Here is a 13,129-nt window from a genome sequence, read left to right on the forward strand (position 1 = left end):
ACAGACAATGATCGACATAAAGAATATCACAAAGAGCTTCGGCTCGCTACAGGTGCTCAAGGGCATCGACCTGCATATAGACAAAGGAGAGGTGGTGAGCATCGTGGGACCGAGCGGTGCGGGAAAGTCCACACTGCTCCAGATAATCGGTACGCTCGACTCGCCTGACAGCGGGGAGATAATGATTGACGGAGTGGACGTGAGAAGACTGAACCAGAAGAAGCTCTCCGACTTCCGCAACAGAAACATCGGCTTCGTGTTCCAGTTTCATCAGCTGCTGCCAGAATTCACGGCGCTTGAGAATATCATGATTCCTGCCTTCATAGCGGGAATGTCGAAAAGCGAGGCTAAGAAACGTGGCATGGAACTGCTGGACTTCATGGGACTCGCCGACCGCGCCAAGCATAAGCCCAACGAACTGTCGGGCGGAGAGAAGCAGCGTGTGGCAGTGGCAAGGGCTCTGGTGAACAACCCGGCTGTGGTGCTCGCCGATGAACCGTCGGGAAGCCTCGACTCCAAGAACAAGGCGGAGCTGCATCAGCTCTTCTTCGACCTGCGCGACAAGACGGGACAGACTTTCATCATCGTGACCCACGACGAACAGCTGGCAAGCATCACCGACCGCACGATAAAGATGAGGGACGGTATGCTGGAGAAGGAAACGGAACCGAAGGCATCACAGGATGCTGAAGCTGACGCAGAAACGGAAATGCCGGCATCACAGAATTCAGGAACAGAAGTGAGAACGGATGCGGAAACGGGAAGCGAGTCAGGAAAGTAAACGAAAAAGAAGAAAAAGCGACAAACTATGAAAGGAATAAAATTAGGCGAAATGAACACCATGAAGGTGGTGAAGGAAGTGGACTTCGGCATGTATCTCGACGGTGGCGACGAGGGTGAAATCCTGTTGCCAACACGCTACGTGCCGGAGGGCTGCAAACCGGGCGACACTCTCGACGTGTTCGTATATCTCGACCAGGACGAGCGTCCCGTAGCCACCACGCTGACACCGAAGGCGATGGTGGGTGAGTTTGCTTACCTCGAAGTGGCTTGGACAAACCAGTTCGGAGCATTTCTCGACTGGGGACTGATGAAGGACCTCTTCTGCCCCTTCCGCGAACAGAAGATGAAGATGGTGAGGGGCAACTCGTATATCGTACACATACACCTCGACAAGGAGAGCTACCGCATCATGGCTTCGGCAAAGGTGGAGCGCTATCTCAGCGAGGAGACTCCCGACTACAGACACGGACAGGAGGTGGACCTGCTGGTATGGCAGAAGACGGATCTGGGATTCAAGGTGATTATAGACAACAAATACGGCGGACTGGTATACAAGGACCAGATATTCAAATATATCCACACCGGCGACCGCATGAAGGGATATATCGGCACCGTGCGTCCTGACGGCAAGATCGACGTTACGCTGCAGCCAACGGGAAAGAAGCTTTCGAGAGAATTTTCCGACGCCCTGCTCGACTACCTCAAGGAGAACAACGGCTACTGCAACCTTGGCGACAAGAGCAACGCAGAAGATATCTACGACCGCTTCCAGGTGAGCAAGAAGACTTTCAAGAAGGCTATAGGCGACTTGTATAAGCGCCATATCATAACGCTGGAAGAGGGCGGCATGGGTATCGTATTGGTGGAGAAATAGAGGGATAACCGACTGGAACGACACTACGATAAGGATTACCGCGAAATCCCCCACAGCGTGGGGAACAACACCCCCTAATGTGGGGTTTCATTCCCCACGCTGTGGGGGAAAATCCGGACATATATTTCTGTCGGCGTAATTGTATGGATAATGGATTTAACCCAAATCGGTCATTAGGACGTTTAAAGTGTAATTTTAATAACTGCTTGCAGTCTTTTGTTTTTTATAAGGTGTCTTTTGCTTGTTTTTAATTCGCAATAGCTCGCTATTACTCATTAAAAGCCAAACAAAATCCACTCTTCTAAAATAACAAAATCCAAGCAAGCCCTAATAACCGATTTGGGTTTAAAACGAAACGGCCATCAGGACATTCAATGTAGTATTTTTATCCCTAATGAACTAAAAAGCCTGGGTTATCGCAAGCGGTGCGATTCCCAGGCTTCATTATTAATAGTCTTAAAGAAAAGTATGTACGTTGTCGATTAGAACTCTGCCGTCTTAGGTGTCCTTGGGAAAGGAATCACGTCGCGGATGTTCTGCATACCTGTGACGAAGAGGATGAGACGCTCGAAACCGAGTCCGAAACCACCGTGAGGACATGTTCCGTACTTACGTGTGTCGAGATACCACCACATATCCTTCATCGGGATATGGCGCTCATTGATTTCTGCCGTCAGCTTCTCAAGGCTCTCCTCACGTACGGAACCGCCGATAATCTCGCCGATCTGCGGGAAGAGAACGTCGGTGCCCTGAACGGTCTGGCCGCTCTTGCCGCCGAATCCAGACTCCTCATCGTCTATCTTCATATAGAATGCCTTGATAGCCTTAGGATAGTTTGTCATGATGACAGGCTTCTTGAAGTATTCCTCCACGAGGTAGCGCTCATGCTCAGAAGCGAGGTCGTCGCCCCACTCACATGGGAACTCGAACTTTCTGCCCTTGGCGATGGCGTCCTGCAGAATCTTGATACCCTCGGTGTATGGCAGACGTACGAAGTCTGACTCGAGAACGCCCTTCAGACGCTCGATGAGTCCCTTGTCTATCATCTTGTTGAGGAACTCCAGGTCGTCCTGACAATGCTCAAGAGCCCAGCGGATACAATATTTGATGAAGTCTTCCTCAAGGTCCATCAGGTCGGTGAGGTCGATGAATGCCACCTCCGGCTCCACCATCCAGAACTCTGCAAGGTGGCGTGGGGTGTTGGAATTCTCTGCACGGAAGGTAGGACCGAAGGTATAGATAGCGCCGAGAGCCGTTGCTCCAAGCTCACCCTCGAGCTGTCCGCTCACCGTAAGCGATGTCTGCTTTCCGAAGAAGTCGTCATCATACTTTATCTTGCCGTCCTCGTCCTTCTTCAGGTCGTAGAGGTTCTTTGTGGTAACCTGGAACATCTGTCCGGCTCCCTCGCAGTCGCTCGCCGTGATGATAGGAGAATGGAAATAGAAGAATCCATGCTCATGGAAATATGTGTGTATAGCCATCGCCATGTTATGACGGATGCGCATCACGGCACCGAAAGTGTTGGTACGCAGACGCATGTGGGCATACTGACGCATATACTCGAAGCTCTGTCCCTTCTTCTGCATCGGATAGTCGCTGCCGCAAAGACCATACACCTCGAGGCTCTCACACTGGATCTCTACCGTCTGACCGGCACCCTGGCTCTCAACGAGAACACCGGTGGCGCTGATGCACGAACCTGTGGTGATCTGCTTGAGCATCTCGGCATCAAACTTTGATGGGTCTACTACAACCTGTATATTCTTTATCGTAGAACCGTCGTTAAGGGCGATGAAGTCTACAGCCTTGCTGCTGCGGTGTGTCCTAACCCAGCCTTTCACGTTGACCGTTGAACCGAAATCGGTGAGCTTCAACGCGTCAACAACTTTTGTTCTTTTCATATTGAGTTGATTTCTTGTTGTTTTGCTATTCTTTGTCACAGCTGCCGGATGTGACAATCCGCCGCTGTGAAGAAAAACTCAGAAAGCCCAGAGTCCTTCTCTGAGCCTTCCTTATAGTTGTATTCGATTATTCGAACGCTCCCATGCGCAGCATGTCAACCTCCTTCTCGGTGAGGAAGCGCCAGTCGCCACGACGCAGGTTCTTCTTTGTGAGTCCAGCAAACTGCACGCGGTCGAGCTTCACCACTCTATAGCCGAGGCTTTCGAAGATACGGCGCACGATACGGTTGCGGCCGCTATGGATCTCGATGCCCACCTGGCTCTTGTCTGTAGGATGAGCATACTCGATGGCGTCTGCATGCACCTCACCGTCGTCGAGAGTGATGCCCTCTGCAATCTGCTGCATGTCGTGGGCAGTGACGTTCTTGTCGAGGTATACGTGGTAGACCTTCTTCTTCAAGAACTTAGGATGTGTGAGCTTGCTGGCGAGGTCGCCGTCGTTGGTGAGCAGAAGCACACCGGTGGTGTTTCTGTCGAGGCGTCCTACAGGATAGATACGCTCAGGACAAACGTTCTTCACGAGGTCCATCACAGTCTTGCGCTGCTGTGGGTCGTCGCTTGTTGTAACATAGTCCTTTGGCTTGTTGAGGAGCACGTAGACCTTCTTCTCGAGAGACACGTTCTGGTCGTGGAACTTGATCTCGTCGCTGCGCTTCACCTTTGTACCGAGCTCTGTGACTACCTGTCCGTTGACGGTAACCACACCTGCCTGGATGAATGCGTCGGCCTCACGACGGCTGCAAACGCCGGCGTTGGCGAGGAACTTGTTCAGACGTACCGGTGCATCCGGGTCTACGTTGACTTCCTTATATTCTATTCTCTTCTTGAGACTGTACTTTGCATTTGGATCGTAGTCGGCTGTGCGAGGACGATAGCCACCCTGACGGTTGCCATAACCGCCCTGACCGCCACGCTGCTGATAGCCACCCTGACGGTTGCCATAACCGCCCTGACCGCCGCGCTGCTGATAACCGCCCTGACGGTTGCCATAACCGCCCTGACCGCCGCGCTGCTGATAACCGCCCTGACGGTTGCCATAACCGCCCTGACCGCCGCGCTGCTGATAACCGCCACGCTGCTGGTAGCCGCCGTTGTCGCCGTCCTGGTTGTAGCGAGGACGATAGCCGCCCTGACCGCCACGCTGCTGGTAGCCGCCGTTGTCGCCGTCCAGGTTGTAGCGAGGACGATAGCCGCCCTGACCGCCACGCTGCTGGTAGCCGCCGTTGTCGCCGCCCTGGTTGTAGCGAGGACGATAGCCGCCCTGACCGCCACGCTGCTGGTAGCCGCCGTTGTCGCCGCCCAGGTTGTAGCGAGGACGATAGCCGCCCTGACCGCCACGCTGCTGGTAGCCGCCGTTGTTGTCGTGCTGCAAACCTGCACCGAAACCTTCCGGACGGAAGCCGCCGTCATTGTTGTTGTCATAGCTACGATTTGTGCTGTAGGCGCGCTGGGCTCCGCCGATACGAGGACGCATGGTACGTCCGCCGTTGCTGCGATAGCCTCCACCTTGATAATCATTCGAGCGATAGCCCTCGCGGCCACCCCCGTTACTCTGTGCGGATGTGTTCTCCGTCTTGTTGTCGAATTCTTCTGCCATAATAATTAATAGTTGTTTGTTGAAATAGCCTCACGGCTGTAAATAAAAAGATATTGTTTATAATCAGATGCCAGTGTATGAGTGTGGCGTGATAGCCATCAGCTCAGCCTTCACGGCATCACTGACATTAAGAGTCTTGATGAACTCATGGATTGTCTCCTCCGTCATTGTCTTATTGGTACGGGTGAGGGCCTTGAGTGCCTCATAAGGATGTGGGTAAGCCTCGCGACGCAATACTGTCTGTATCGCCTCAGCCACCACCGCCCATGTGTTGTCGAGGTCTTCGCTTATCTTATGTTCGTGGAGGATGAGCTTGCGGAGTCCCTTGAGGGTGCTCTGCATTGCAATCATGCCGTGGCCCATCGGTACGCCTACGTTGCGGAGCACCGTAGAGTCGGTGAGGTCGCGCTGCAGACGGCTTACAGGGAGCTTCTGAGCCAGGAACTGGAGTATTGCGTTTGCCATTCCCATGTTGCCCTCGCTGTTCTCGAAGTCGATAGGGTTCACCTTGTGTGGCATAGCGCTTGAGCCTACTTCGCCTGCCTTTATCTTCTGCTTGAAGTATTCCATTGAGATATACATCCAGAAGTCGCGGTCGAGGTCGATGATTATAGTGTTGATACGGCGTAAAGCGTCGAACACGGCACCGAGGCAATCGTAGTTGCTGATCTGTGTGGTATACTGCTCACGCTCCAGACCGAGCTTTTCGCTTACGAACTTGTTGCCGAACTCGCGCCAGTCGTATTCCGGATAAGCCACGTGGTGGGCGTTGAAGTTTCCGGTAGCACCTCCGAACTTGGCTGTCATAGGACAAGCCTTGAGCATCTCCACCTGTTTGTCGAGACGATATGCGAAGACCATGATTTCCTTGCCCAGACGGGTTGGAGAAGCCGGCTGACCGTGGGTCTTGGCGAGCATAGGCACGTCTTTCCACTCCTCAGCATAGGTCTTCAGCTGCTCTGTCAGTTCCTCAATCTGCGGGATGTAGACCTCGTTGAGGGCATCCTTGATGGAGAGAGGCACGGATGTGTTGTTAATATCCTGCGATGTGAGTCCGAAGTGAATGAACTCCTTGTATTTCTCGAAATCTCCGAGTTTGTCGAGCTGTTCCTTGATATAATATTCCACGGCCTTCACGTCGTGGTTGGTTATCTTCTCGATATCCTTGACGCGCGATGCGCCCTCCTCGTCAAACTTGCGGTATATGTCGCGGAGGCTGTCGAAATGTTTGTGATCGAAGTCTGCCAGCTGTGGCAAAGGCAATTCGCAAAGCGTTATGAAATATTCGATTTCCACACGGATGCGGTATTTTATCAAAGCATACTCTGAGAAATAATCTGCCAATTTCTCTGTTTTTCCTCTATAGCGGCCGTCGATTGGTGATACGGCTGTCAATGCGTCAAGTGTCATAATTTAAAAAAGTAATACGTATTTGGCTGCAAATTTACTAATTAATATTTGTATTTCCTATCTATATGAGATAAATGTATCATAAAAATTGTTGCTTTCTTGGGTTTATTTGAAAAAAATGGCATTAGAACAAGAATAATGTTATGGTTTTAAATTCAATATTCAACATTCATTATTCAATATTCAACATTCATTATTCAATATTCAACATTCATTATTCAATATTCAACATTCAACATTCATTATTGACCGCTGGTAAGCTGATTGACCCCAATGGCAGTTTTTGAACGGAAGAGTAACCAGCATCTCATGCGACAATGATTCAAAATACGATAGTACAACAGCATATTACACGGAAAGGTAACCTGCATCTCCTATATTATTGGCATCAGCCCCCACCTAGCCTCCCCCGTAGGGGAGGGACAGATACTCCATATTGTCTGATATTCAATAGCTTACCACAATTAAAAGTAACCTGCATCTCCCCTACGGGGGAGAACGAGAGGGGGCTGATGCATCAATTCATAAATCATAATTATAGGATATGAAAAGATTGCAGAAATCAGCCCCACCTGTCCTCCCCCGTTGGGGAGGGCATGGTTTGCTTGCAGCTGCCCCCTAAGAATCACCATGACACGAAGAGTAGTCTTTGAACTGAAAAAGTGTATCAAGAAACGGGACTGTCCCGAACTTGATACACTTTAAAGTATTGCGAGAAGCTTCCTACTTTATAGAAAAACTTTGATGTCTACAGATTGTAACGCCCGCCTGATATTCAAGTGACATGCTTGCCAGCCGATTAACATGCGATGCGCTTTTCATCTGATTAGTAAGCGATACGCTTTACGAACTGCTGGGCGCCCTCACCCTTCACTACGTAGATGCCGTGAGAGAGAGATGTTGGAGCAACCTGTGTTCCGTCGAGGGTATAAACCTTAACGTTTCCGTTGTAACCGTCAACAACGAGGTTGCCGTTCTGGATGCGTACCACTGGTGAAGCGACATTCTCTGTTGTCTCGATGCAGTCTGCAGAGTTAGCGCCGACGTGTGCCTCAGCGGCGTTGTCTACATAACCTGTGAGAGAGTCGATGAGGATAGCGATAGCGTTGAGGTTCTTCTTGTTCTGAACTGTTGAAGGAATAGGAATCTGAACGTTGTAGTTGATTACCTCGTTGAGGTTGAACTCTGTGGGAATGCTTCCCTCGATACCCTCATAACCGAAGGTAGCACGGGCAACATGCTGCAATGGGTCGCTTACATAGCTGCCCTTGTTCTCCCAGCCCCCCATCTCGCCGTATGCGCCACCTGAGAAGTAGTTTGCCTGGCTATAACCTGTCACATTGTCCTCAGTGAGGATAAAACCAAGCTTGTAGCGTGCACCTGCCTTCTTGATGAGAGGAGTTACCATTGCTGTAACGTCAACAGATTTCTCGTCTGCAGAGAGCTTAGACTCTACATCGATGTGCATCTCTGGAGCAATCTTGCTGAGGTTCTTCAGGATTACCTCCAGGTTGTCGCCTGATGGAGATGTCGAGTTCTGGCGCATTACTGTAGAGCCAGGGAAACCGCCGTTGATCAGATTTCTTACGAAATCAGCATAGTCTGATGGAGCGAGAGGACCATTGCCGTCATAGCAGTGTACTGCAACGCCAACGAACTGTGAAGGATATTTCTCGCTCATATACTGGAATCCTACGATACCACGTGGACAGAAGCCACAGTCGATACCGGTCTGCTCCTCAACGAAGAGACGCTTGCCGGGAACGAACTGCAGAACGTTGATGAGAGACTCACCGCTGTTGTTGTCAGCCACCTCGTCGTCCTTGCCGTTTACCTGAAGGATACGCATCTTCACGTCGTGCACGCCAAGAGCCAGATTAGCCTCCGGGTCAGTGAATGTAACGACTGCGTCCTTACCTGTAAGGATGCTTATCTTGCCGCTCTCGGCTGTCTTCTCCTCGCCACCGTCGATAGAGTAAGCCACGCTGAGCTTCGTGATCTTGGTATAGCACTGGTTCTTTACTGTAGCAGAGAGTGTTGCTGGCTCGCCGACTGCAGAAACTGTGCTGTTTGCAGATATCAGACAAGCGTCCAGTGGCACCTTTTCACCGCTGATACGAGCGTCGAGACAAAGCACTGGAGACTTTGTTTCGCCCTCTGCAGCATAGTTCTTCCATCCGTCGCCGAGGTCAGCCCAGCAACCGTTCTCGTTGTACACGTTAGAAACGGCAACGATAGGAGCTGTACCTGTCACTTCATAACCTACGTAGAAGCCCTCTTCTCCGCTGATCTGAAACTTTTCTGTTGTCTGCACGTCGTTAGTTCCGCTATATGCTGCGTCTGATGTACCTGTAACGTCATAAGAGTTGAGGTCTTTGGTGATAAACACCTTCAGAGTGGTGGATCTTGATGCGAGACCCACTCTCACCTTGTTGATGTAGCATCCCTTGTAGCGGCTTGCCACTTCTGCCGGAATGTAGATAGCACACTTAGCTGATGTGTTCTCCGTGAGCACACCAGTCTGTGTGGTTGTGCCGTAGCCGAAGAAGCAATACTGATCGGCAAGCGCTACGGTAACTGACATGAGCACTGCCATGAGGATCAATGATAGTCTTTTCATTTTTAAGTTCTTATAGATTAAATAAAGGATTAATTATTTCACTAACACTTTCTTTGTCATTGTATTTCCGTCTTTCACCACTCTCACCACATAGAGTCCGCTCTTGAGGTTGGTATTCTCCACCTGCTCGCCGTTCGCTGTATAATTTGATCACTCTTTCCACTGCAAGTGCTGACGTGGAGAAGAGCAAGAGAGAAAGGAATATAAGTAAGCTTTTTCTCATTGTGAAAGTATTGTTAGTTATTACTAATAAAGGTAATGTCTTCTTTTGTCAATAAGCATAACTTGAGACGAGCAAGTTGACTATGTCTGTACGTGTGTTTGGGGAATAAGCCCCAGGGAATTTTCACCCTGGAGCTTAGACTTGTATCTGTAGCTGACGGAAAACTGATTATCCGTCGCTTTTCGTTCTTCTGATCATCCACTCCGCCGGATTCTGCAATCACTTGCGGCGCGGATCATTCATCACGTGGTCGTTCATATTACTTCACTACAACCTTGACAGCAGACTGCTGCTTGCCGTCAGAAACTGTAACGATGTACATACCCTTAGGCAGGTTCTTGCCAGTGAAGCTACGGCCGGAGAGGTCGTGAACGCCAACCAGTGTGTTGCCGTTGATAGCCTCAACGTTGCCGTCGGTCACTGTTACCATAGAGTCTGGGGTGCGGACTACAGAACTGATGCCTGAAGACACCTGTACCTTAGACTCGCGGCTGTTGTAGAGCTGGTAAACCTTGTTTGAAGGATCGTAGTTGCTCAGGAATGAAACGACGCGCATGTTTGCGAGGTTCCATTTTGGATCAACGGCGATGCTGTACTCCTTGCTTGCAGAGTAGCTGCTGATGTCCACCTTGTCACCCCAAACGTCCTCGCTGAGCACGGCACGGATAACACCGTCCTGGATATACTCACCGCTTACGCCCTTCTGCTCTGTGCTCACGATACCGTCCTCAACGAGCCATGTAGTGAGGCGGAGGTCTGTCTGACCAGGCATCACATTAGCCTGAGTGTTCAAGTTCACCTTGACGGTGATAGTGTTGTCAGCCTCGTTGTGCTTTGGACGGACGTTAAGCTCTGCGAACGAAGGAATCATGTTCACGTTGCCGAGCATAGCTTCAAATGCCACATTGCTCTCTACAAAGTAAGCAGGACCTGGATCTTCCATGCCGAGGAACTTCATACGGTCGAAACAAGCTGCCGGGAAGAATGTTGAAGCACCGCCATAGAGAGAAACATATTTCTTCTCGAAGTCGGTAACGAACTGGTCTATGAAGCCACCTTTAGTTTTGACATGGTGCTTAACCCAGATAACGTTGCTCTGGTCTGCCAGGAACTCCTTGTATGACTCGTCCACAAATTCTGCTTCACTGTAGCCCTCTGATGTGAACTGCTCGAGGAGCACGTTACGACGAAGGATCTGACCGCCCTCGCGATATGCGAAGCTGCTTGAAGTCATATCGTTGTCGGCAACATCCGAATCGTCAACACCGTTCACCTTCTTTACAGTGAGCTTCACGTCGAGGTTACCCTCATGGTTGATCTTCACGCCTGGCACGTCGATAGTGGTGATCTCGTGACTCGGCACGTTGAGGTCGTTCAACACTACGTTGTCAGACTCCTTGCCGTTTACTGATACAGAGAACTCCATGCTCTTCACAGTCTCAGGACTGTAGTTGCGGACCTTAGCCTGATATGTGGCTGGTGAATTGCACTCCACGTAGTAGTCGTTGCCAGAAGAGAGGCTGATGAGACCTACGTCACCGTCAGGGAACTTGTCGCCGGAAGCGATACCGCGGATGGCAGCGTTCATATAATATGGCTGTCCGTTCACAGCCATAGGAAAACTGCTGTTGCTCTGCCAGCGGAAGTCGAGGGCGAGGAACGAGTTGCCCTTCTCACCGGAATAACCCATCACGATAGGATCGTCGAAAGCGACGGCGTCGAGGTTCTCGCCTGGTGTAAGGGTGATATAATAACCGAGATAGAGATCCTGGTCTTTCTCGATGGTCACAGAGTTGTTGAACTTGAACTTGTTGTAACCGGAAGCGTAATCCTGTGTAGATACCGAAGTGAGGACATCTCCCTCGATTAACTTGTCAAGATCCTTACATACGAAAGCAGTGAGACCATTGCCACGCTTCACACCCTCTACTGCCTCGTCGTCAGGAGCCAGGCCATTACCGGTTCTTGCACCGAGCACAACCTCTATAGAGTCGATCTTGCAGCCGACATACTTGTTGAGCAGGCTTGCCGGGAGGCGGATAGCCTGACACATGGTGTGAGACGCTGGAGTGTCTTCCTCAACCTGTGATACAGGGATACAGTATTTGCCAATGCTCTTATATGTCTCACTCGGACCGAGACGCATACCTGCATCTTTCTTTGTTACTGTTGCCTTGGTGATAACAGCCTGTGGGGATGGCATCAATGGAGTTCCTGTCATGCCAAACAAGTCCCCCCCAAAGAGGGGAAGACTTGCGATGGATAACAGAAACAACTTATTTCTGTTGTTTCTCATAATGATTATTTATTGATATTAAGTTTTACACTCTGTACATTGCCGTCTGCCGTGCGCACCTTGATGATGTACATACCAACTGGCAGACAACAAAAAGTAAAGTAAATATTTCTCACATTTTTAATAGTTATATAAATAAAAAAAAAGTTTCGTCGTTTTATCTCTAAATATTTAGAATACTTGAATGGTCGATACCGCAAGAACTATTTCCACGGGAAAACCATCGAAAGTCGATAACCCTATAATGTCAATACAATGACTGAATTGGAAGCGTCTAAGGTTACGACAATCACAAGTGTTTTTATTGTTTGTTCATAATATTTCCGAAATAGCGTTGCAAAAATAGGAATTAATTTCAATACCTCAAATAGTTTGTAATATTTTTTAACATTATATTACGGTAAATCAGACGATTAGAAATCACGCTAAATACTTTTTTAACCCAAAGCGGTCATTAGGGCTTGCTTGTATTTTGCTTTTTAGAAGAGTGGATTTTGTTTGGCTTTTAATGAGTAATAGCGAGCTATTGCGAATTAAAAACAGGCAAAAGACACCTTATAAAAAACAAAAGACTGCAAGCAGTTATTAAAATTACACTTTAAACGTCCTAATGGCCGATTTGGGTTAAATCAGTGCACACTTAATTCGAATGACCATTATATGATCTAATGACGGTTTTGGGCTAAAATTGGGCACGGTGCTTGCCCAACGGGGGTAACGTGCTTGCCCAACATGGGCAACGTGCTTGCCCCACTTGGGCAGATTTGCTGTCAGACGTCGGCCCAACTAATTCATATTGCATACTCATATCCCTGTTTTCAGGATTCTGCCAACACAGACAATTCCTGTTGTCTGAATTCCTAACATCTGACAATTACTTTCATCTGACGATTGCTCACACCTGACAATTCTTTTCACCAGCAAACCATCCAGACAATTGGCTGACAATCGCCAGGTAGTCAACTGTCTATTTGTCAGAGCATTACAACAAAAAACCAGATAATCTGACAGTTTTTACCGATTTTAGGTTTTATGTCATTTTAGGTGAATTGGGGTGAGATTTCCACTGGCTAAGAATCATCAGATGCTTTTCAGAAAAAGGGAGTGCCACAAGCACTCGCAAATCCACGAAAATCCACAAATAAATCCAAAGAATACAGGTTTAACCCAAAACGGTCATTAGGCCGTTTATTGTATTTTATATTTACTGCTTGCAGTCTTTTGTTTTTTATAAGGCGTCTTTTGCTTGTTTTTAATTCGTAATAGCTCGCTATTACTCATTAAAAGCCAAACAAAATCCACTCTTCTAAAAGAACAAAATCCAGGCAAGCCCTAATGACCGATTTGGGTTTAAGAAAAAAAATC

Annotated in this window: 7 protein-coding genes and 1 pseudogene; 2 read left to right on the forward strand and 6 right to left on the reverse strand. The window is 49.1% G+C overall.

Features of this window, described 5'->3' with window-relative positions; all coding sequences use genetic code 11:
- The first annotated feature begins 7 nt into the window (after positions 1 to 7).
- On the forward strand, positions 8 to 781 hold the full coding sequence (locus ST42_RS11385) for an ABC transporter ATP-binding protein (RefSeq protein ID WP_022316676.1): 774 nt from the start codon (positions 8 to 10) through the stop codon (positions 779 to 781).
- A 27-nt stretch (positions 782 to 808) separates the two neighbouring features.
- On the forward strand, positions 809 to 1,657 hold the full coding sequence (locus ST42_RS11390; protein ID WP_022316677.1) for a CvfB family protein: 849 nt from the start codon (positions 809 to 811) through the stop codon (positions 1,655 to 1,657).
- A 482-nt stretch (positions 1,658 to 2,139) separates the two neighbouring features.
- Here ST42_RS11390 and asnS read toward each other — a convergent pair whose 3' ends face one another.
- The 6 genes and pseudogenes from asnS to ST42_RS11415 form a co-directional block, all read right to left on the reverse strand.
- Positions 2,140 to 3,558, reverse strand: coding sequence for an asparagine--tRNA ligase (asnS, locus tag ST42_RS11395; protein WP_044073592.1), 1,419 nt, complete (start codon positions 3,556 to 3,558; stop codon positions 2,140 to 2,142).
- A 127-nt stretch (positions 3,559 to 3,685) separates the two neighbouring features.
- Positions 3,686 to 5,215, reverse strand: a complete 1,530-nt coding sequence (locus ST42_RS11400; RefSeq protein WP_044073593.1) for a pseudouridine synthase — start codon at positions 5,213 to 5,215, stop codon at positions 3,686 to 3,688.
- A 63-nt stretch (positions 5,216 to 5,278) separates the two neighbouring features.
- Positions 5,279 to 6,625, reverse strand: a complete 1,347-nt coding sequence (gene purB / locus ST42_RS11405; protein WP_044073594.1) for an adenylosuccinate lyase — start codon at positions 6,623 to 6,625, stop codon at positions 5,279 to 5,281.
- Between the two features lie 826 nt (positions 6,626 to 7,451).
- The gene (locus ST42_RS11410; RefSeq protein WP_156139358.1) at positions 7,452 to 9,245 is read right to left on the reverse strand and encodes an Omp28-related outer membrane protein; all 1,794 of its coding nucleotides are present in this window, start codon (positions 9,243 to 9,245) and stop codon (positions 7,452 to 7,454) included.
- Between the two features lie 33 nt (positions 9,246 to 9,278).
- Positions 9,279 to 9,377, reverse strand: a pseudogene (locus ST42_RS13650) (T9SS type A sorting domain-containing protein); the annotation flags it as partial.
- Positions 9,378 to 9,727: 350 nt separating this feature from the next.
- Positions 9,728 to 11,689, reverse strand: a complete 1,962-nt coding sequence (locus ST42_RS11415) for an Omp28-related outer membrane protein (RefSeq protein ID WP_197068944.1) — start codon at positions 11,687 to 11,689, stop codon at positions 9,728 to 9,730.
- Positions 11,690 to 13,129: the final 1,440 nt, after the last annotated feature.

The organism is Prevotella pectinovora, from assembly GCF_000834015.1.
Classification (GTDB): Bacteria; Bacteroidota; Bacteroidia; order Bacteroidales; family Bacteroidaceae; genus Prevotella; species Prevotella pectinovora.

Bases quoted from the DNA above. Each gene is read 5' to 3' on its own strand.
- ST42_RS11385 (WP_022316676.1), top strand. From the start codon at position 8: ATGATCGACATAAAGAATATCACAAAGAGCTTCGGCTCGCTACAGGTG.
- ST42_RS11390 (WP_022316677.1), top strand. From the start codon at position 809: ATGAAAGGAATAAAATTAGGCGAAATGAACACCATGAAGGTGGTGAAG.
- asnS (WP_044073592.1), bottom strand. From the start codon at position 3,558: ATGAAAAGAACAAAAGTTGTTGACGCGTTGAAGCTCACCGATTTCGGT.
- ST42_RS11400 (WP_044073593.1), bottom strand. From the start codon at position 5,215: ATGGCAGAAGAATTCGACAACAAGACGGAGAACACATCCGCACAGAGT.
- purB (WP_044073594.1), bottom strand. From the start codon at position 6,625: ATGACACTTGACGCATTGACAGCCGTATCACCAATCGACGGCCGCTAT.
- ST42_RS11410 (WP_156139358.1), bottom strand. From the start codon at position 9,245: ATGAAAAGACTATCATTGATCCTCATGGCAGTGCTCATGTCAGTTACC.
- ST42_RS11415 (WP_197068944.1), bottom strand. From the start codon at position 11,689: ATGACAGGAACTCCATTGATGCCATCCCCACAGGCTGTTATCACCAAG.